The sequence below is a fragment of the Wolbachia endosymbiont of Kerria lacca genome (genome assembly GCF_051602725.1).
GTDB lineage: Bacteria > Pseudomonadota > Alphaproteobacteria > Rickettsiales > Anaplasmataceae > Wolbachia.
The window spans coordinates 317,340-339,927 of record NZ_CP192272.1; the positions used below are offsets into that span (position 1 = coordinate 317,340).

A 22,588-nucleotide genomic window follows, 5' to 3' on the forward strand; every position below is an offset into this window, starting at 1 on the left:
AGTTTACACAATAAAATTTTTATAAGTAAGATGTCAGAAGGTATCAAAACCATATTAGTAGAAGACAATAATGTTAGGCTCGATAGGTACATTAGAAGAATTTTTCCCAATTTGAAACAATCTGCAATTGAGAAGTCTTTAAGGAAAGGATTAATCAAGGTTGATAATTGCACGGCAAAATCCAGCGATAGGGTAAGCTCTGGGCAAACTATAATGATAAGATACTTAGACTATATTGAGAACACTAATTCTGACTGCAAATATAATGAAAAGTTAGTGAATCTACTAAGAGAGAACATATTATATGAAGACGAATATATACTAGCTATAAACAAACCCGCAGGGGTCATTGTTCAAGGCGGCATAAAGGTAAAAATTAGCATTAGTGATTTACTTGACCAAATAAGAGAGAGAGAAATATTTAAAATTGTTCACAGGCTGGATAGGGATACAAGCGGAGTAATAATATTCGCACGCAATGCCAGCGTTGCCAAATACCTTATGGAAGAATTTAAAGGACGGAGGATAAAAAAAACTTACCTAGCATTAACTTTTGGTATACCGAGCAAAGATAATGGAACAATAGACTATCCGTTGGTGAAAAAATATATTTCAGGGCAAGAAAAAGTAGTCGTTGATGAAGATTCACCTCAAAATGCCACTACGCATTTTTTAATTATAGCAAGGTTAAAACATAATGTTGCTTATTTAAAATTACAACCAATTACTGGCAGAACTCATCAATTACGTGCACATTTAGCTCATATAAATTGTCCTATTCTTGGTGACGGTAAATATGGCGGTAAAAAAGCTTTTATTGATGGAGTAGCAAATCAGATTCACCTACATTCATATTCTTTGTCTTTAAAATTGCCAAATAATAAAGAAGTCACTATTACTGCTCCTGTCCCTAAACATATCGAAAAATCTATTGAAGCGCTATCTTTTGACTAAAGCGATTTCACCAATCAATTTTTTTGTCTTTGGCTTTAATTTGAAGTACAGATATTAGGCTAATCAATGCACAAACAGTAAGGTAAATCCCTGCGGCAAGTTTTGTTTCGGTTTTTTCTATAAGCCACATGCATATCGATGGAGAAAGGCCGCCAAAAATACCTGCAGATATGTTATGTGCGAGGCTAAAGCCGGTGCACCTAACTTTTGTTGGAAATAACTCGCAGGCAAGAGAATTATATATTCCAAAAGATGCACCTATCGGCACACTTATCAACAGAAAAGAGAGCGTGACAATATAGTGGTTATCATTTGATAATAGCGAAAGTACCGGCAAACCGGCGCAAGCTAGAGCTACTAATGTAGGAATCATTACATTTTTTCTTCCAACTTTATCAGACAGTATTGCAAATAGCACTGCGGACGTTCCAAATGTAATTTCAACTATAATCCTTACTACATTTTTAATATCAATACCTGACAGAGTAAGCGCTTTTACAGATATGTTATAAAACATTATTACCGAATAAACGATTGCATTTTGAGCGATACCAAGCCCAATTGCTAATATAAATGCTTTTTTGTAGGTTTTGATTAATTCTAAAAATGGAGAATCAGATAAGCTTCTATTTTGATCATGAATTTTATATGCTAAGCTCTCTTCCATTATATATCTTGTTAAAAAGCCTATTATGCCCATAATGAAGCAGAAATAGAAGGGCAACCTCCAGCCCCAAATTTCATAATTTTCACCTGTAAACTTTTTGCAAATAGCTATCATTACAAAGCATGTGATAGAACCGAGAGCACCACTAAACGCTTTCATGCTCCCTAAGAATCCTAGATTTTTTTTATCGCTTGAATGCTCTATTAAAAAAGCAGAGTTAACACTTGTTTCTCCACCTGCTGCCATTCCTTGTACTATCCTACAAAACAGAAGCAGTATAGGAGAAAATATTCCTATTTCTCTAAAGCTAGGTATAACCGCAATTGCAGTAGACGATATCGAAGCTAATATTACGGAAGTCAGTAAAATTTTCCTCCTGCCATACTTATCTCCAATGTAACCAAAAATAAACGCACCAAGTGGTCTAAATCCAAAGCCAATTGCAAAACTACCAAGGAATTTGATTTTTTTTATGTAGTCGCTTTCTGATGAAAAAAAAACGTCACTTATTATATGCGTCAAAACTCCAAACAGAGTTATTTCATACCATATAATCATATTGCAGATTATACTTGATAGTATTGCTTTTTGAATATCGCTCATAATTTTTAACTCACTATAATTTAACTTACTAATAACAAGTATTTTTGTCTATAGATTGTAGTTTAGAACTTTGTAACTGTTTTAGTATAAAATTGTTTACAATATGCTCACAAGATATTCATTAAATTTTCACTATTATATTCTATATTCAACATTTATTGTAATTATGAGGTTAGTATGAGTGAAAAAGGTATAGACGTATCTCATTGGAATGGAGAGATTGATTGGTTGAAAGTTGCAAAGGATGAGGTAAGGTTTGCATTTGCCAAAGCAACTGAGGGAGAAACTTTTCAAGACACTAAATTTGGACAAAATTTTCAAAGTATGAAAGATAATAATGTGCAAGCTGGGGCATATCACGTATTTAGGATGACCTCAACACCTGAAGGTCAGTTGAATAACATAGTTAACGAACTTAAAAAAGCTAATTTTGAGCCAGGTACAAATAAGTTAGCTGTTAGTGCTACAACTGGTATTTGCGAAGGAAGAACAACAAAATGTGATGATCCTACAAAACACACTAACACACAGAGAGCCGAAAAACTTCATTCTTTATTGACTCAATTGAATGAAAAAGGATACAGTCCAATTGTATATGCTTCACCAAAAACGTGGAATGATTACTATACACAAGAAGAACATAATTTTTCTCACTACCCATTATGGGTTGCTGATTGGAGAGGAAGATCGGAGCCTGAGTTACCTAAAGATTGGAAGGATGCGGGTAAAAACTATACTTATTGGAATTACACCTCTCAAGGAGAAGTAAACGGAATAGAGGGCCAAGTCCCGCTAGACCAAACTTTTTGATATCCTAAAACTATAAAGTAGTGCTAGGGCCTAGCACTACTTTAACAGAATTCAATATTCTTGTTTTTTCCCCACCTAAACTCAAGTTATATACAACTTTATTCAACAACCTTTAAAGACAACTCACGTAAATGCTTATCATCTACTTTAGAAGGAGCGCCCATTAGAACATCTTCTCCTTGCTGATTCATAGGAAAACAGATTACTTCACGAATATTCGGCTCATCTGCAAGTAGCATAACCATTCTATCAACCCCTGGCGCTATTCCACCATGAGGTGGCGCTCCAAACCTGAATGCACGCACAAGCGCGCCAAATTTTGTATCAACTTTCTCTTTACTGTAGCCTGCAATGGCAAAAGCTCTGTACATAATATTCAGTTTGTTATTACGAATTGCTCCACTTGACAGCTCTATTCCATTGCAAACAAGATCATATTGGTAAGCAAGGATATCCAGCGGATCTTTTTCTTCTAAATCTTTCAAGCCACCATGTGGCATAGAGAATGGGTTGTGAAAGAAATCTATTTTTTTGCTCTTATCGTCATATACAAAATATGGAAAATCAATAATCCAACAGAATTTGAAGATATCGTCATCTATTAATCCCAATTCTGAACCTAAAAGAGTGCGCACTTTCCCTGCAATTGTTGCTGCTTCATTTTCCTTATCAGAAGCAAAAAATACACTATCTCCGGGCTTTACATTCGTTATTTCTTTTATGGAATTTAGCCTATTGTCATCGAGGAATTTAGCAATTGGCCCTTTTGCGATGCCATCTTTATCAAACGTTATATATCCAAGACCTTTAGCACCGAATTCTTTTTGCGCATGTTCTATTTTTTTATCAAAAAAACTGCGTGGTTCCTCTGCTGTTTTAGGAGCAGGGATGGCTCTGACTACCATACCTCGCTCGATATTGCTTTTGAAAATATTGAACTCTGAATCACGGAAAATCTCTGTAACATCGCTGATTAATAATGGATTACGCAGATCTGGCTTATCAGATCCATATTTGAGCATTGCTTCTTTGTATGTAATACGTGGAAAATCTTTATCAACTGATTTGCGAGAAAATTTGGCAAACACTTTATATAAGGTAGATTCAATAACCTGAAATATATCTTCTTGAGTTACAAAAGACATTTCAAGATCTAGCTGATAAAACTCCCCAGGAGAACGGTCAGCCCTTGCGTCCTCATCACGAAAACAAGGTGCAATTTGAAAATATTTATCAAACCCTGAAACCATAAGCAACTGCTTAAAAATCTGTGGAGCTTGTGGTAATGCATAGAATTTACCAGGATTTAGTCTGCTTGGCACTAAATAATCACGTGCTCCTTCAGGAGAAGAGGCAGTAAGTATGGGAGTTTGAATATCTAAGAATCCTTGCTCTATCATGAGCCTCCTGAGCTCTGAAATGATCTGTGAACGTAGAATAATGTTATTACGAACCTTTTCACGTCTTAAATCAAGAAAACGATATTTAAATCTCATGTTTTCTGGGTATTCTTGCTCACCGGCGATACTTGCTAATATACTCCTTTCTTCTTTTGCTATTTCTTCATCACAGTGGAACTCAACTTCAGATTCAACTTGTAAATTACTAACTATAACTTCAATTTCTCCTGTGGAAATAGAGCTATTTACCGTATCTTCAGTTCTAGCTTTGACTATTCCTGTGACAGTAATCACACTTTCTGATTTTAAATTCGAAATTTCATCAAAAAAATCTTTATCGTTATTGAATACCAACTGAGTAATCCCATGAAAATCTCTTAAATCAACAAAGATTAGGTTACCATGGTCACGTTTACGGTACAGCCACCCAGAGAGAGTAACTTCCTTTTCTACATCATTCTTCCTTAATTCATTACACTCGTGAGTTTTATAACAGTTCATTTAATTGAAATTTCTAGAATACAAAAAGATTATAAAATAAATTAACCTTTGGGCAAGATAATATCTAAAGATCCTTTACAAGCAATTCTGATTTAGATATACTTTTTTATTATGTGTGTTGAGGTGTATTTATAAACCCTGAAGAATTAAAAGAAATTTTAGCTAAAAAAGAGAGGGTGAATGCTGTAATAAAAGATCTTGTTGATACTGTCACCAAAAATGATTTAGAAAAAGTAAAGTCAATTTTTGAGGAAAATAGTTCCATTATTCGAGATGTTGTCACTGAGGTTAATTCCCAAAGCGGTACAAATTTATTAAAGTGTTCTACTAATAACAAAATGGCCGAATATCTAATAGAAAAGGGTATAAGCTTTAGCGCTGCAGTCACAAAGGCAGTTAAAAGAAGAGATTTAGAGTCAGTAAAATCAATCTGTCAGATTAACAGCTTAATAGCTAAAGATGAGTTATCGCAAAATCCTGAGCCACTAGAATCTGCAACTTATGATCACAAATTTAATGATAAAATTGCAAGGTATTTGATTGAACAAGGTGCAAATCCTAATGCAACTGATCATCTTGGTCGTTACTTACTTCATCTGCAAACTGCACAAGGCAATTTCGAAGGAGCTAAGGCTTTAATAGAAAACGGTGCGGATGTTAACTTAATAAATCAAGAGGTAAAAAGCTATCAGAACTTAATTATTGGTGGTAGTGCGTTAAAGGGTCAAACTGCGTTGAATTTTGCAATTAGAATATATTACAGACATAAAGACATAGACGATCAAAAATCTGATAAAACCTTAAAATTTATAAGTTATTTAATAGAACACAAAGCAAACTTAAATATCAAAGATTGTAATGAGATGGTCCCTTTAGATATTGCTATATTTCATAATTCTCCAAAGATAGTAGAATTATTGATAAAAGCTGGTGCTGATCTTAATGTTGGAAGGAAAAAAGCAGAAGGTGTTTTAAAGTATGCAATTACTGAAGGGCATATAGATATAGGGAAAGCTACAATTCGATATATTTTGGAACATGACTCACACTGGTTAACAACTTCAAATAAACCAGATCTTCTCAATGACCAACAAGAGTTATCAAACTATTGGGATGAATATAAAGCTCAAGTTAAAGAGCTTCATGATATAGTGGAAGATAGAATTGACTTGACTGGTGACGGCTCTACCTGTCCTATAATGAGAACAGTGAGTGGCTTTTTAGATCATGAAAGTAGAAAAAATCTAGTAAAATCATCATTTATATCTAGTGCTGAGGCACCAGAAAATTTTTGTCCGAGAAAGCTGGCTGTTATAAGTGTAGCTGCAATAACTTGCGCTTTAGCATTATATTTTCTTGCTCCATTAATCATTGGGTCTTCTGCTGGAATTGGTACTCAACTAGCATTAGGAGCTGTAGGTGCAGTTGTAGGTGGTGGAATTGGAATCTTGACTAATGTGGCAATCGATCAATGCTACGTTAATTCAGTTACTCAGAAAGCTGACTAAAATTAAAGCGCCATAGATTGCTAAAATCCATAATTGTGGAGTAATATAATGTTACTTTCCTCAAGCCTTTAGCTCCTCAAATACTTCTCTTGCTCTGTTTAAAACAGAATCAGGAAAACCAGCAAGTTTTGCTACATGTATTCCATATGACTCATCTGCAATGCCTTCAATTACTTCATGTAAAAAGATGACTTCTCCTTTCCATTCTTTTATTTTCATACAAAAACATTTCACATTTTCTAAGTATTCACCTACTTTAGTCAATTCATGATAATGAGTTGCAAAAATGGCGCGGCACTTATTTACATTGTGAATATGTTCAATCACCGCCTGTGCAATAGATAATCCATCATACACCCCTGTGCCCCTACCAATTTCATCAAGTATCACCAAGGAACGGTCCGTTGCCTGATTTACTATCGTTGCTGTTTCGATCATCTCTACCATGAAGGTAGAATAACCAGCTGTTATATTATCCGTTGCGCCAACCCTGCTGAATATCTTGTCAATCACTCCTACATGCGCACTCTCTGCTGGCACAAATGACCCCATGTGAGCTAAAACTGCAATGAGAGCGTTTTGCCTCAAGAAAGTGCTTTTTCCAGCCATATTAGGACCAGTAATTAGATGTATACCAGCTAAATTGATGCTATTTGCAATGAATTTATCGTTAACTTCAACCACTGGGTGTCTTCCGCTACAGATATTGAACTCTTTGCTGTCATCAATAATGGGTTTTACGTAATTATTTTGCACTGCAAGCTCTGCAAATGCGGTTCTAATATCAAGTTTTGCCAAAGCATTTGCAGCAAGAGCAATTTTTTCAGATTCTTTAGCGACTTCACTACACAGTTCACTAAAAATTTTCATTTCTAAGCCGATTGCAGCATCACGTGCCGTAAGAATTTTATTTTCTAGTTCTTTCAATTCATTAGTAGTGTAGCGCATGCTATTTGCTAAGCTTTGTCTATGAATAAATATATCCGAAGTTATTTTGTGATTTGCCGACACTTCAACGTAATAACCAAGTATATTGTTGTGTAATATTTTGAGTGCAGCAATGCCAGTTAGGTCGCGATAAGATTCACGGAGCTTAGTTACCAACTTGTTACTGTTGTTCAATATATAAGATAACTCAGATAATTCTGAGTTGTATTTTGGATTGATAAATCCTCCTTCTTTTACGGAACTGAGGTTGTTATCAAGTATAGCGCTGTTTAGAAGCTCGAATAGATCTTTATGATTACCAAGACTTTTATGTATTGTGCTTAGTTCACTCTCGTCACTACTTATCACCTGAACTGGTTCCTTTTCTCTGGTCAAGCACTGGAATGACATCTGAGAGTTAATTTCTGATTTTTCACTTAAACAATAATTATGCAAGGTAGACAGAAACTCAGACAACTCTAAAGTTTTTCCTAGGCCTATTTTTAATAGGTTCATATCCTTTGGTGAACCACGCCCTAGTATTAGGCGCGATAAAGACCTCTCAATATCTGGAATGTTAGATAATATCTCTCGTATTTTTCTGCGTGGCTCATGATTATTTACAAAAAATTGAGCGGTGCTGAGCCTCAAATTAATTGCCTTAGAGCAAGCAAGGGGTGAAGCGAGCATTTGTTTGAGCAGGCGTCCACCAGAGGCTGTTACTGTGTGATCAATAACTGAAATTAGTGAACCTTTCTTTTCACCAAATTGAGTTGAAAACAACTCAAGGTTTCTCCTTGCTGAAGCATCAATAAGCATGAAATTTTGTTGCTTATAGGTTTTTGGGAATTCAAGCCTTGGAATGGAGCCCCTTTGTGTTACTCTGACATATTCAAGCAGTGCACCACACGCCATGATTTCTACTTTGCTGAAATTTCCTATACTCCCAAGTTCCCTGATTTTATAAAACTCGCATAACGTTCTGTGAGATTTACTATACTCAAAAAAACTCTGTGCGTGTTGTGTAATTGATATTTTATAATTTTTTAAAATCGATCTAATTTTTTCGTCCTCAATGAATTTTTCAGAAATTAATAATTCTCTTGGTGATATACGCAATAAATCACTATCTAGAGCCTTCAAACTTGTTAAAGTGTGAAAAAATTTTCCCGTCGATAATTCAAGCCAACTAATAGCATATTCATCATTTTGTTCAACTATGGATGCGAGATAATTATTGCTTTTATCCTCCAGTAGTGAATCTTCTATAATTGTACCTGGAGTTACAACTCGCACTACATCACGTTTTACTATGGATTTATAGCCCCTCTTTTTTGCTTCATCAGCAGTTTCTAATTGGTCACAGATTGCTACTTTGAATCCTAAATCTATTAGCTTGTGCAGGTAAGACTCACTACTGTGTGCTGGCACTCCACACATTGGTATTTCTTGCCCATTTGAATTGCCCCTCTTGGTTAGCACTATATTCAGCAATTTCGCAGCTTTAATAGCATCATCGAAAAACAACTCATAAAAATCTCCTAGCCTATAAAATAGCAGATGATCCTTGTATTGAGCTTTCAGGTTCAAATATTGCTCCATTACAGGGGTATTTTTTTCTCTTATTAAGTTCATAACATTTTTAAATATGTTAGCAGCAAACCGCTTACTCTGGTGTTGGTTATTTTATTATGGATCAATAATTTTTTTTAGCTATAGTACAAAAACAAATAGTTTGAGGTAGAATTATGGAATATGAACGGTTGTTAAAAATATTAAGGACAATAAGTGACTTAAATGAGAACAATATAATCGAAAGGGTAAAAGAGGAATTGGAAAAAGAAGATCCAGACACGTATAAAAAGTGGCAAGATAATGGATTTAACATAAATTATACATTCGATGATCAAAGTACATTGTTACATATAGCTGCTAGAAATGATCTTGTAAAGATAGCAGAGCTTTTAATAAAAAAAGGGGGTAATGTTAATACAGCAGATCAAGATGGATGGAATACTTTACACTTTGCTGCTGCAAGTAGCAGTATAGGAGTGGTAGAGATTCTCATAGCAAACGGGGTTAATGTTAATGTAGCAGATCAAAATGGGTTTACTCCTTTGCATTGTGCTGCTCACAATGAAAATAAAGAGATAGTAGAACTCATATTAGACAAGGGGGCTAATGTTGATGCAGTAAATCAAAATGGGTGTACTCCTTTGCATTGTGCTACTATCAATGGACATGAAGAAATAGTAGAACTCCTATTAGAGAAAAGGGCTAATGTTGACGTAGCGGATGAATACGGGCGTACTACGTTATGCTGGGCTATTAGAAATGGCTATTCAGAAATAGCAAGAATTCTACTTGAAAACAAAGCAGATCCTTTATTGGGACATAAAAGTTTTAACACATTAAAGCTTTTGATTGAATTAATAAAAAATGATTTTAAGCACTCTAAGAAAGCAGAAGAAACACAGCAACAAGAAGATGATGAATATGAATTGATTAAATACTCGTTGCTACTTCGCAATGACTGCTCCTTAACGGATGTTGTCGAAAGAAGTGCATTTGGCAAGCTGATATCTACGTGGCTTGTTGACATGTCCAACTTAACAGAGAGTCAGAAGGAATTGAATAAAAAATTCTTAAGTACTTTTAAAGACTTTCCACATGTTACTTATAAGGATTATAAGAACGATGTTGAAAAAATTAAAAAATTTTTACTAGATCATAAAAGTAATCAAGATCTAAAAACCATTCTCAACCTTAAAAGAGGAGAATCTAAACTGACAATACTGCATATTCTATCAAGTATGGAATGTAGCAATTCAGAAGAATGCATAGATTTACTGTTGAATTCAGGTGCTGATCCTAATGAAAAGGACGACACAGGAAGGACGCCTTTGCATTATGCTACTCGTTCTGGTCATTGTGATACAATTATCAAATTGCTTCTAAGGAAAGGAGCTAATCTTGATATAAAGGATAAAAAAGGTAAAACCCCAATAGAATTTGCAGTTAATAACCCCCACCTTAATATTAAAGAGTGCTTTTTAACTGATGATGTTATTTATGGAACTTTTCGTAAAAAAACACAAGCTGACTATAATGGAAAAAAGTATTTGCGCAAAAGTGTAAATCTATGGGGGAATGATTTTCTACTAGATGAGCAAGATCCAGATAAATATTTTTGTAAATTAGATGAAGTTCAAGACATAAATCAGCTAGAACAGGTTGTAAATGAAGCTATAAAATCTAGGGTAAGGTTCAATCTTACTTGTGAGGGAAATATATATGAAAATACTTATGAGAATAAGTATAATTTTACAGATTATGTAATAAGAAGAATTAGTGAATTAAAGATTTTTCAAGTTGAAAGGGACATAGAAGTTGCTAGTCGCATAGTATGTAATTTGGTAAAAAGAGGTGCAGTACTTGAAACTCTAAGTAGTATAATTGTAATTGATAAACTAGAGAAGTTTAAAGACCACAAAGCTAATCTGAAAGAAGCACGTAAAAGCTATATACATTATTCTCTAAGGTTTTTGGAAGCTGAAAAAAACGCAACTACTGGTAAGGTAAAAGAGGCAAAAATGGACAACTTCACTTTCTGCTTGAAATACTCAAAGAATAGTATAGTCGAGGTTGCAAAAATCATAAATGGAACAGATGAAAGCACAGAATTTCGAAGAGACGTGATAGCAATCGGTGAAAGCGAGATAGAAATTTTAACGGAAGGTGGGGTAAGAAATTATACTGACCTTATAGGTAATATAGTACTGACTTTTCATACTGATTTGGGAAAAGTAGATGCTAGATTGTATTCTGATGTGCAAGATGAAGGAAAAATTATAGTAGAAGTGAGTAACAAGGAGGAAATATTGGAAAAGTTTAAAAATTATAAAGAAGAGTTAGGTGAGAACTGCTTGCTTGGTGGTTCTTCTGTCTACGACGCTATTAAGCAGGGATATTTTAAAAGGCCTGAGGAAGTAGATTCCATATATCATGTAAGTTCTTCATTAGAAAATATATCTTTATTTCCTATTGTACAACAGAACACAGAGAAAATTCGCTAGCGAGGTTAGTGTTGCTTAGCTTAAGTTTAAATTGCCAAAAAATGCAAACTTTATGATACTGAAGGAACTACTTTTTTGGTAGAAGGCAAAGCAGCAAGGAGCGAGCCAAAAGCGATAAGAAAGGATCCTAGCCAGATTATAGACATTCCAGGTTTATAGTGCACTTTAGCTGCGATTTTGCTCTTACTCTTATCAATCTCTCCAATTACAACATAAATATCAGAAAATAAATTGTGGTAGATACTGCTTTCAACATTTTTCTGACCTTCCGCAAGGTAAAATCTATATTCAGGAGTTACTTCACCTAATATCTTATTATTCAGCAAATTCCTGATATCCATTGTACCCCTCACTGCATGGAAATTTTTTTCTTTTATTAGCTCAATATTTCGTAAAGTAACTTTAAATTTATTGACTGTTATGCTGTCTCCTATTCCCAAGTAGTTTTCTTTTTTCTCCTGCCAACCAACGGAATAAGATATACCAAGCACTAGAATTGCCACTCCAGCATGAGCAAGCATCATTCCATAGTAGGACTTAGAAACTCTTCTTGCTAATAAAATTGATTCACCAAATGCTACCTTAAATAAACAAATTCTTTTACTATATGCTTCTAAAACAAAGATTAATAATGCTATGGAGATGGTAATTGATAGCACAATCATTAGCTCCATGTGAAAGATAAACGGCAAAATAGCTGCAGCACTACAAAATGAAAATCTATATTCACGGAATATTGGCAATAGACTATTTCCCTGCCAACTGCAGTATTGCCCTATCATGGTGAGTACTAGAATAGCTAGTGCAATAGAGTTAAATAAAGAATTGTAATATGGTGCTCCAACTGAAATTAATTCACCGGTTAAATACTCAAGCACTGTAGGGTATAAAGTGCCAACGAACACGATGAAAAAGGCAGTGATGAATAATAAATTGTTCATCAGCATCATCGTAAGGCGTGAAAAGAATCTTCTACCTTCTGTCACTTGAGTAGCAGATTTCTTTTCAGATTCCAATATCGAATACTGGAAAGATGTGTGATTCTTTCTCGTAAACACTACAAATATTACTAAGCTACTGACTGTAATTACACCAAGTAGAGCTAATATATACAGTCCATATCTTGGGTCATCTGCAAACGTGTGCACTGAGGTAAGTATTCCTGAGCGGACTAGAAATGTTCCAGTCACACTCAATATAAAAGTTGTAAGCGTAAGTAAAATAGCGAAATTCCTTAAAGTATTGAAATTTCGTACAACGAGCAACAAATGTGTCAGCGCCACTGCAATTAGCCAAGGCATCAAAGAAACGTTTTCCACTGGATCCCAGAACCAAAATCCACCCCAACCGAGTTCACGATATGCCCACCAGCTACCCAAGCTGATGCCCAAAGTGAGCAGCGACCAAGAAATAAGTACCCAAGGCCTGACAATTTTAGCCCAAACATTTCCTTCAGTATTTAAAATTAATCCAGCTATAGAGAGCGAAAAAGGAATGCTAAATCCAAGGTACCCCAAATATAATACCGGTGGATGAATAGCAAGGCCTATATCCTGCAATATCGGATTAAAACCCAGTCCATCTGTTTCAATGCCTGGCATTTTAGTGAAGGGGCTGGATTCAAGTAAAGTGAACAGTAAAAAACAAAAGCAAATCAAGCCTTGGGTGATAAGAGATATTTTTTTTAATTTACTACCATTAGTTCGTTCTGGTGTCATGCAAGTAGCTGACACTGGAATCCAGTTTTTATTACACTGCCATTTGATGTACTCATTTGCAATTAAATTGTCTGGATCCAAGTAGTCAAGCACTGGGATGACAGAAGGTATATAAATATCCATTAGTAATAAATACATGACAAGCACTAAGGTCCAAAGCAACATAGACCCTTCTTTATTTCCCCAAACACCACAAATCTTATAGATTAAAGGTTTTGTTGTGTGTGAGTGGTAATATACGTTTTCAAGTGAGAAATCATTTTTAATGTGGCAGTAGATCAAAATAGCCATTGATGCTGACACACAAAAAAATATGGCAGAGGAGACGAATCGGTAAGAACTAAACGGTAGAAACAAATACGTTAAAGATAACAAACAGGCTACCAATAACAATATATTCCCAAATTCAGGCATAAGATTCATATAATGATATTACTAATAATAAATTGGGAGTTAAAGTTTTAATATAGGAACAAAGTTAATCTTCAATTATATTAATAGTAAGTAAAAATTAAGCATTAAGCTTTTATACTTTATATTATATAACATTAATATTGTGAGGTAATATTATGGGCACAACTAAGATTAGTGAATTTCTATTCAATATAAAAGGTAAAGTGGCAAAACAACATGCTGAACCAATAATTGAAAAAAATCTCTATACTATTTTAGGATTCAAAGATGTAGAAGATTTAGAACATAAGACAAGTAAGTCCGTTAACAAAAAAATTTGGCAGCTATTTATTGATTGCTTTACAAAGGAAATAGATTATGTAGCAACTAAGCAAGTTGTAAAAAACGTTGTTTGTAATATTGCCAAAAGTGCCCAAGGCAATGCTTTTACTGAAGCTGAAAGCTTAATCTTAAACGAAAAACAAGATAATAAAAAGAGAGAAAGAGCGATTAAAAAAGCTACTAGTATTTTAAAAAAAATCAATCCAGAAAAAGCCTTCAATGAACTTTCAGTAATAAAAAAACAAGCCGAAGATTTTTTACAAACCGATTTTTATAAGGCGCAGAGCAAACCACTGCCAGGATTTGCTACATCTGGTGCACAGCTTTTTGCGGAAACTTTGAAATATATAGAAACACTAGAAAAATTATCAGAAGTTAAAAAGGAAGATTTAACTAAGAGTTTCCTATTAAATTATATTAGTTCACTGAACAAAAAGTATCCTAAATCACAAGGTAAAAGGGAAGATGCTATACGAATACTATCAAGCGATGAGTTGAAGAATTTTTATAATAAAGGTGTAGAGGAAGGAATACTACAACCGCTGGTATCATATAAAGAATGCAGAAATCTGTATGATAAAATGAGCCAAACAAAGGATGAATGTATAATCAAAAAAGAAGAACATGAGAAAGCAAGTAAGTCAATAACCAGTATAATTAGTGACATAAAAAAATGTAGAGAAGCAGTCCTTAGTTGCAAAAATTTTCAGAGCTCCTACATAAAGGAAAAAGCAGAACACCCATTTAGAGGCACCTCATGTCAAAAAATGATTGATATATATCAAGAGAGAATTGCTGGATATCAGGAAAAAATTCGTCAAAACCTAAACCAAATAAGAGCAATATTAAAAGATACGCCGCAAGATGTGGAAAAATTTAAGGAAATAATCAATTGTGTGCATGAAGCAGAGCAGTATGATGAAATTTTTGATTCGGCTTTAATTTGTTTATCGAACATACAGAATAAGCTAGATATTCAACCAGAAAATCCCCTAACAGAACTCAGAGCTTCACAAATCAACGTTGAAATTGAGCTAACTAGGCTCTGTGAACAAAATATTAGAGTAAGCATGTGAGTGCTTCAACAAAATTCAAAAAACCAATAAAGACCTCATAAGTCTTATCAAAATAGGAGATTTCTAATAGTGGCAAATACCATGTATTTCTTTCAATTTGCCACTACCTAAATCACACATTGTCTTCCAGAAGGAAAATTTTTGTTCCACTGGCAAGGCTTTGTTGCACCACTCAAGGAAAGAACAGGCAGTTACTGATGGAATTTGTTATAAAATAGATATTTAGCCGACAAAGGAAAAATATGCCAATAAGAATGAAAGTCAGTAACTGCAATGAATATAACAAATTTCTTCAAGAAAGGGGAAATGTTTTTCATTATATCAACGATGCCATTGAAAATTGGTACGAAAATAGTCCAAAAGTAGCAGGTGGCAACAATGTCTACAGCGACAAAGTAGTGATTCTAATTCACATAATAACCTATCTATTCAGGATTGGTCTTAGGCAAACAGTGGGATTTATAGAGAAATATCTTGAGCAAATAGGGAAAATTTTGCAAATTATCAGCTATTCGCAGGCTTCAAGAAGGTTTAAAAAGCTTAATATCAAAATCAACGACTGCAGAGTTGATAAGAACGATATGGAAGATATTGAAATTGCTATAGATAGTACAGGTATCAGCATCTACAATAATATTCCAGGCCATAGTAAGGCAAATGGTACAGATAGAAAGTATCGCCGCTATGAGCAAACAAGAAAGCTACATGTAATGCTAGAGATAGGTAGTAAAAAAGTTATAGCTGCAAAATACAGTAGTGGAGTTTATTCCGACCACTATGGAGCCTGTGATCTTATTGAAAGAGTGGATACCAAGTATAACATAAGCACGATATATGCAGATAGGGCATATAATCGAAAGAAGTTATACAAACTGTGCGATGAGCTTGACATAAAGACAAGGATTCCTCCGCAAAATAATGCAGTAGAGCATCCAAAGTTGGATTATATGAATGAGAGAAATTCTACAATCAAGCTCATAAAGTCATATGATGAAGATGGTATGAAGAGGTGGAAAAAAGAGATAAATTATTGGAAGAGATCTTATATAGAAAGTTTTTTCTCGCGACTGAAGCAAATATTTGGATTTAGTTTTAGGAATAAATCTGAGATTAATCGTGAGAAGGAACTGCTACTCAAGTGTTATTTGCTTAACAAATTTACTGAAATAGGCATGGCTAAGTTTGATATAGCTTCATGAATTTATTATACATTACCCACTATCCGAAGAGCTGTGCAACAAAGCCCACTGGCAACCACCTCATGTATAGCTTTACTTTCATAATAAGAAAAATGGCAAAAGCAATTTTAGATCTACTCTAATAAAAGCCTATTTTCCTTGAAACTAAAATAGCTACTAAATGTGATAATAATATGATCTATTAATTCTATTCCTATGCTTTTGCAAGCTTCTGCAAGCTGTCTAGTGAGAAACATATCGCTACTTGAAGGCTGTATATCTCCACTTGGGTGATTGTGGGATATTACAATCGATGTTGAGCCAATCAAAAGAGCGCGTCTTATGATCTCTCTAACGTAAATAGGAGTTTGATCTACTGTACCAAAGTTCTGCAGATCTTCCGCTATTAGACGATATCTTTTATTCATATAGATGACGCGAAAATTTTCTTTATTAAGGCTTCCTATACTTACTTTTAAATAATCAAGCAAATTTTCCCAGTTATTGATTATAGGTAGGTCCTTTATTTCTTCTCGTGCAGAACGAACAAAAGCCTGTTTCACACAAAAGATAGCAGATATGGCTGCATTATTAACTCCTTCAATATTTTGCAGTGCTTCTAAATCGGCATTAAAAACTTTATTTAAACTGCCCAAATTTTCTATCAAACTCTTTGCTACTGGCTTTACATCGATTCTACTATATGCTGAATATAAAATGTGTTCTAAAATCTCATAATCAAGCAATGATTGTCCGTTATCTAAAATAATTCTCTCTCTTAGGCGCTTTCTATGACCTTTTTTGTAATCTTTCATTATTCATGAATTGCTTATCTCTTATAATAAGAAATTGAATTTTTAAGTAAAATATTTAATAAAACACATGAAGCATAATTGTAAATTTTTGAAGACAGCAAATGAAAGTAGCCCCTCTCTTGTCATCCCCTGCTCCCTCCTTCTTGTCATTCAAGTAGCCTCATCCCAGTGTCCCTTCTATATATCATCCCAGTGCTCCTTCTATGTCATCCCAGTGCTTGACACTGGTTTCTTACCAACAAAAACCTAGCATAACTTTTGTGCTCAAAAAATTTCCAGTATCAAGTGCTGGCCTGAAGCTTTAGCTGTAAATGTTAAGAAATTTACCAAGCGAAAAAAAAGGCAAAAAAATCCCCGTGTAACGAGTTTTGACCCTATAATAATGTAAATTGGCGCTGTAATAATGTGCTAACGCTTAAAATAAGCGCGTTTTGGCTGAATGTAGAAAAAATAAAAAAGACATGCAGCCGCTATAATTTTTATGTAATTTGCCAATAAATATCTGAGTTTTTTACTGAATTTTTGTTGTTGAACCCGCGCGGATCGAAAACAAGGGTAAATACTCTTATTGTCATAATAAGGGGGCTGGCGCAGTTTGTCAAGGAAGTTTTATGCGAGAGATCTATTGAAATGCTCGTGCAAAATCATACTATTAATTAGTACACTATAAATTTAAAATTATAAATATGTTAAGCAAATTAGTAACTTTGCTATTAATTTTTATATTTCCTTTTTACTCATACTCATATCAGTTTAGAACCAAAGCAAAGCAAGCAATTGTCTTAGATTTAGCTTCAGACTCGTTCATTTTTGAACACAATTCCAGGGAAAAAATGGCCCCATCTTCAATGAGTAAGTTAATGACTTTATATGTAGCTTTTGACTATCTAAAAGCTGGAATAATAAAAATGGAAGATAAATTTCGAGTAAGTAGAAAAGCATGGGAAAGGAAAGGCTCTTCTATGTTTTTGAAAGAAGGTCAATTTGTTACGGTAAAAGAACTACTTGAAGGAATTACAATTGCCTCAGGTAATGATGCATGCATAGCGCTAGCCGAGGGTATCGCAGGATCAGAAGAGAATTTTGTTGCTGAAATGAATGAAGTTGCACAAGATTTAAATCTTAATGATAGTCATTTTGTTAACTCAAGCGGGTGGCCAGATGAAAACCATTTTATGAGCGCAAAAGACTTGGTAACACTGGCAAAAAGGATTTTTACTGATTTTCCTGAATACTATGATCTATTCTCTGAACAATATTTGACATATAACGATATTGTACAAAAAAATAAAAATCTTTTACTTTTCCATGATATTGGAGTTGATGGTCTAAAGACAGGTCATACAAGTGCTGGTGGTTATGGAATTATAGTATCTGCAAAACGGAACGATAGGAGAATTTTTGCTGTTGTGAATGGTTTGGACACCGAGAAAGAGCGAATAGAGGAAGCAAAAAGACTAATACAATATTCCTTAAATCATTTTAATACCAAGAAAATATTTGCTAAGGATAGCGTAGTTGAAGAAATAAATATTGTTTATGGAAAAGATAAAAAGGTGCCCGTTACAGTTGCAAACGATGTTACCATAACTTATAACCGCAGATTACATGATAAAATTAAAGTGCGTATTGAGTATAAAGATATGGTACCCGCACCAATTAAAAAAGGTCAAGAAGTGGGCAAAATTTTTGTAGAAATACCTGGTACTGAGCAACAAACTATACCTGTTTATACAGCAAATGATGTGCAGAAATTGAGCTATATAAAAAAAATTTTTAGAAAGTTGTTTTAATCAGCAAATGTAAGTTAAGGAGACCTGAAATACTAATCTACTTTCAACCTCTCAGCATGTAAACTGCGTGGTAAAGATTCCAACTCTTTTGCAGCAGTGAGTTCTTTATTTTTTGCATGTATACCAAGCTTATTGAATTCTCGGGCAGCAGGAAACACTCTTGCCTCAAGCGAACCAGCAGTTTTATTGTAATGATCAACAACACTTTTTAAGCTTCTGCGTAAATTATCAAAATTTTCGCCCATTGTGCAGATTCGCTCATATAAAATATGGCCTAGTTCACTTATTTTCTTTGCATTTTCAGCTATCATCTCTTGCTTCCATCCATAGGCTACTGCCCTAAGTAGCGCGATTAAAGTGATTGGTGTTGCAATAATTACTTTTTTTTCTATTCCAATTTCTATCAAAGCTGGTTCACATTCTAGTGCTGCACTGAAAACCCCTTCTCCTGTTAAAAAAAGTACCACAAGCTCTGGCGTATTTTCAAATTGGTTCCAATATTCCTTTCTGCCTAGATCATTTATATGTTTTTTTATTGCCAGAGAATGATTCTTCAATTTTTCCTTTTGTATCTGTAAATCATTTTGCGACATAGCATCCATGTAAGAATCAAGTGGTACTTTAGCATCTATTATTATTTGCTTTCCTGATGGCATTTTTATTATCAAATCAGGACGCAACAAATTGTCCTCATTTTTATCAATTACTGAAGCTTGAGTCAAAAAATCGCAATATTCAATCATTCCCGCCATTTCTACTACTCTTTTTAGCTGCATTTCACCCCATTTTCCCCTAATGTGAGGCTTCCTCAGGGCGTTAGCAAGGCTAGAAGTTTGACTCATTAATGCTCCAATTTGCTCCCTTAAACCTTCATAGGCCCCTACCCTCTCCTTCTCTAGGTCACGTATTTCACTATCGAATTTTTCTAACTTTTCTTTTATTGGAGTGACAACTTCGTTGATCGTTGCTTGCCTTTTTTTGAAATCACTTTCTGTTTCTTTTAGCTTACTATCGATTACTTCCTTCGCTAAATTCAGAAAATTATTGTTGTTTACCTGCAAAGCATCAAGAGAGAGAGCTTTAAAAGTGTTTGTAAGCCTCTCCTCTGCTTTTGTCAGTAATTCTATTTCCTTTTTCTTTTCCTCACGCTCTTTTTGTAGAATTACTTCAAGCTCTGCTTTTTTGACTTTCAACCCAACTATCTCTTCATCCTTATTCAGTAAAGTTCGCTTTGCCTCTTGAAGCTCACGCTCTAATTTAAGTTCAAGATTTGCTTTCTCCTCACTTAGCTTTCTATTCTTTTTTACGACGAAAAAGAGAAATAACAGTAAAAAAAGAAAATTTAACCCGAGAACTATAGAATTGAGAAGCATCAGAATACAGAAAAAACCGCACTCACAATACTATCTAATTTTTCTATATATAAAAAAGAAAAAAGAGAATCAAATGAGGTACTCTTTTGTGAAGGATTTGGTTTACTAATTAATAATCGCCTACACTTGGATTAGTGACATAATGTCTTTTTATTAAAAATCTTATATAATAGTTATTTTTATAATATCAAATAGCACATATATTAACAACTCGATTTTACTCTCATTGCTTACTATTTACCACATTACAACACTTACAAACCGGTTATTTCATTAAAAACTTAGCTTCAGCCCAGCCAAAAGCACATACCCGGAGTTATTACTTTCGATTTCAGGTTCTTTGGTACTAAATTTTACAATATCGAAGTAGTATGAAGTGCCAAGAGCTAATGGATATTCAAGACTGAAAGCCTGTGATGTTAATTCGTTTGTACCTTTGCCTACAATATCCCTGCTACTACTAAAATATGTTAAGCTCACTTTACGAGAATCAGAATGATAAGCAACACCTGCATTTATATAATTCATATTACTTGTTTCAGGACTACGTTTCTCACCAGATTTACCGCCATTACCGTACGAAAAAATGCAATCAAGTTCAAAAAGTTTTAGCTTCAAGCCAAAATTCCAGTGTAGCAATTGATTACGGCATTTATAATTTTCAGAAGTACCATCCGAGCAATCAGTTAAATTTTCTCTTGCAAACTCACCAGTAAAAGCAGTAGTAAAATTTATTTCATCTGATAAGCCATTTTTATAGGAAAGACCAGCGGCTATTAGATTGTTATATTGCAAATTATTTTTTCCTGGAACATAACTGAGTCCAAGTTGAAAGTTATAGATTTCAGGAGAAATATAGTTTATCGTTGGTTGTTTTAACTTCAGCTCTAGTCCATTATAGTCGCTGTAAATATTGGGTTTTACCCAAAATACCTCATCTTTATCATACCCAGGATCATTATCTTTTTTTTCATTACCGCGCAAATTTGAGTAATTTGTCCAATGACCATTTATTCCTCCGGCAGCTGTGTAAATTTTTGAAGTGTTAATTAACATACTCTGACTAACTAAACTTCCTTTACCATATTCAATTGATCCAAATTCCTGGTTCTTTATGATAAAATACCACTTCTCCATTTCTAACTTTTCTATGTCTAGTGCCTTTAAGTTTGCAATACCAGAAACTCCTACCTTAACATTAAACCCCATTTGTGTATTTGGATAAACTTGCTGCAAATAAAGAAAGCGCAGGTCTGAATAGCTTGAGGTCTTGTCTTTTGTAGAGCTAAAAGAATCTTTATTGAAAGCGTAGCCAAATCTTAAATCTACTTTTCCATCTAGTTCTACATAAAACATCTCCTTATCCAGAATTACCCTAGCGTTAGCACTTCCTCCCACAAGTAATGATAAAAATAGTGTGATTAGTAACCTCATAGGTAAGCTTAAATTCTTAATATAAGCTTAACAGAAATAAAAAACAATCCTTATATTGTGTAGAACTTAGATACTACAAACCAATTAATGACAAAAGCGTTTAAGCATTCTTCACACTATGTTTTTGAATTATATTTCCATAAATAATTGATATGCTTGATAGTTTTCGCTTTAATAACTGCTTGTTAATGGAAGAATGTATACGATTAACTATTTTAGATGTGTTATTTGCATCACAGTTCATCAAAATAAAAAGTACCTTATTCTCATCAATACATCCTAAAAAATCATCACTACGGCAATTTTTATAAAAATGTTCTATGATAATTTTTAGTGTATCATTTTCCTTATTACAACTGCTGTTTCAACCTATTATTCCTATAACTGCATTAATTTGATATTCAAAGGCAAAATTCAATATGACATATAACTCCAAAATCGTTGAATCATTGTCTGGTATATCAAACAAGTTGTGTTTTTTATATTTCTTACCCATCAGATATTTATCCCTAAACATTGCTAGCTTATGAAACAGGCTAATGTCACGTATCAATAGCTCATAATTAATCTTGCTATTAGTAAATTGCGTTGTGCGAAAAACTTTTACCTTTGTTTTTATATCTTCTCCTTTAGCGTCGATTAAAGAAAAGCCTATCACTTTTGGCAATATATCGGGCAAATCGCGCCCATCTTCAGTATACTCCAAATAGCTTTTCATATCTTCAGCTGCTCTTGCACTTAAAATATTGATTAACGGCTTATTAAGTAAATTCCCTTCTTCACATTTTAATAAATTCCTTGCTGCTTGATTGAGTCCCAAGATTAACACGTTTTTTTTCTCATTATCCTGAGAAACAGATATCACAGCATCATCTTTCCTTCTTGCCGTTATAAAATCTTCCATGCTTTCATTCTATAAAATGTATTTACCAGTATAATAAAGTTGTATTAAGATTTATTTACCTATTGATATACTTAATCAAGTATAGGCAAGCATAACATAACCAGCTATTTCTAAGT

The 22,588-nt window shown here is 34.0% G+C and carries 15 protein-coding genes; 7 read left to right on the forward strand and 8 right to left on the reverse strand.

The annotated features are described in order from the left end of the window. Positions 1-30 precede the first annotated feature (30 nt). Positions 31-954, forward strand: a complete 924-nt coding sequence (locus tag ACQ4M0_RS01480; RefSeq protein ID WP_007302901.1) for an RluA family pseudouridine synthase — start codon at positions 31-33, stop codon at positions 952-954. Between the two features lie 7 nt (positions 955-961). On the opposite strand, the gene ACQ4M0_RS01485 is transcribed toward ACQ4M0_RS01480, so the two are convergent. Then, the gene (locus ACQ4M0_RS01485; protein WP_007302900.1) at positions 962-2,224 is read right to left on the reverse strand and encodes an MFS transporter; all 1,263 of its coding nucleotides are present in this window, start codon (positions 2,222-2,224) and stop codon (positions 962-964) included. A gap of 177 nt (positions 2,225-2,401) precedes the next feature. On the opposite strand from ACQ4M0_RS01485, the gene ACQ4M0_RS01490 reads away from it, so the two are divergent. Continuing rightward, complete coding sequence (locus ACQ4M0_RS01490) at positions 2,402-3,034, forward strand: glycoside hydrolase family 25 protein (protein WP_007302899.1); 633 nt, start codon at positions 2,402-2,404, stop codon at positions 3,032-3,034. 98 nt (positions 3,035-3,132) lie between these two features. Here the strand turns inward: ACQ4M0_RS01490 and aspS are convergent, their stop codons facing one another. Further along, on the reverse strand, positions 3,133-4,935 hold the full coding sequence (gene aspS, locus ACQ4M0_RS01495) for an aspartate--tRNA ligase (RefSeq protein WP_438456513.1): 1,803 nt from the start codon (positions 4,933-4,935) through the stop codon (positions 3,133-3,135). A 176-nt stretch (positions 4,936-5,111) separates the two neighbouring features. Here aspS and ACQ4M0_RS01500 point away from each other — a divergent pair, with 176 nt between their 5' ends. Then, a complete protein-coding gene (locus tag ACQ4M0_RS01500) occupies positions 5,112-6,443 on the forward strand; it encodes an ankyrin repeat domain-containing protein (protein WP_438456514.1) in 1,332 nt (443 codons plus the stop codon). 60 nt (positions 6,444-6,503) lie between these two features. Here ACQ4M0_RS01500 and mutS read toward each other — a convergent pair whose 3' ends face one another. Beyond that, positions 6,504-9,005, reverse strand: a complete 2,502-nt coding sequence (mutS, locus tag ACQ4M0_RS01505; RefSeq protein WP_017531728.1) for a DNA mismatch repair protein MutS — start codon at positions 9,003-9,005, stop codon at positions 6,504-6,506. Between the two features lie 113 nt (positions 9,006-9,118). On the opposite strand from mutS, the gene ACQ4M0_RS01510 reads away from it, so the two are divergent. After that, complete coding sequence (locus tag ACQ4M0_RS01510; RefSeq protein ID WP_438456515.1) at positions 9,119-11,446, forward strand: ankyrin repeat domain-containing protein; 2,328 nt, start codon at positions 9,119-9,121, stop codon at positions 11,444-11,446. A 50-nt stretch (positions 11,447-11,496) separates the two neighbouring features. Here the strand turns inward: ACQ4M0_RS01510 and ACQ4M0_RS01515 are convergent, their stop codons facing one another. Beyond that, entirely contained in the window at positions 11,497-13,578 is a 2,082-nt protein-coding gene (locus ACQ4M0_RS01515) for a heme lyase CcmF/NrfE family subunit (protein WP_418089961.1), read from the reverse strand. Positions 13,579-13,733: 155 nt separating this feature from the next. On the opposite strand from ACQ4M0_RS01515, the gene ACQ4M0_RS01520 reads away from it, so the two are divergent. Together ACQ4M0_RS01520 and ACQ4M0_RS01525 are read left to right on the forward strand one after the other, a co-directional pair. Continuing rightward, positions 13,734-14,975, forward strand: coding sequence for a hypothetical protein (locus tag ACQ4M0_RS01520; RefSeq protein WP_007302893.1), 1,242 nt, complete (start codon positions 13,734-13,736; stop codon positions 14,973-14,975). Between the two features lie 242 nt (positions 14,976-15,217). Then, a complete protein-coding gene (locus tag ACQ4M0_RS01525; protein ID WP_213863789.1) occupies positions 15,218-16,174 on the forward strand; it encodes an IS5 family transposase in 957 nt (318 codons plus the stop codon). A 113-nt stretch (positions 16,175-16,287) separates the two neighbouring features. Here the strand turns inward: ACQ4M0_RS01525 and radC are convergent, their stop codons facing one another. Then, positions 16,288-16,968, reverse strand: coding sequence for a RadC family protein (radC, locus tag ACQ4M0_RS01530; protein WP_019078756.1), 681 nt, complete (start codon positions 16,966-16,968; stop codon positions 16,288-16,290). 686 nt (positions 16,969-17,654) lie between these two features. On the opposite strand from radC, the gene ACQ4M0_RS01535 reads away from it, so the two are divergent. After that, entirely contained in the window at positions 17,655-18,761 is a 1,107-nt protein-coding gene (locus ACQ4M0_RS01535; RefSeq protein WP_012482049.1) for a D-alanyl-D-alanine carboxypeptidase family protein, read from the forward strand. Positions 18,762-18,793: 32 nt separating this feature from the next. Here the strand turns inward: ACQ4M0_RS01535 and ACQ4M0_RS01540 are convergent, their stop codons facing one another. The 3 genes from ACQ4M0_RS01540 to ACQ4M0_RS01550 all read right to left on the reverse strand — a co-directional run bounded on the left by ACQ4M0_RS01540 (position 18,794) and on the right by ACQ4M0_RS01550 (position 22,472). Further along, positions 18,794-20,134, reverse strand: coding sequence for a DNA recombination protein RmuC (locus ACQ4M0_RS01540; protein WP_438456516.1), 1,341 nt, complete (start codon positions 20,132-20,134; stop codon positions 18,794-18,796). Between the two features lie 273 nt (positions 20,135-20,407). Next, positions 20,408-21,568 (reverse strand): porin, encoded by a 1,161-nt coding sequence (locus tag ACQ4M0_RS01545; protein WP_265025370.1) that lies wholly within the window; start codon positions 21,566-21,568, stop codon positions 20,408-20,410. A gap of 364 nt (positions 21,569-21,932) precedes the next feature. Continuing rightward, positions 21,933-22,472, reverse strand: a complete 540-nt coding sequence (locus ACQ4M0_RS01550) for a hypothetical protein (RefSeq protein WP_438456517.1) — start codon at positions 22,470-22,472, stop codon at positions 21,933-21,935. Between the last annotated feature and the right edge of the window lie 116 nt (positions 22,473-22,588).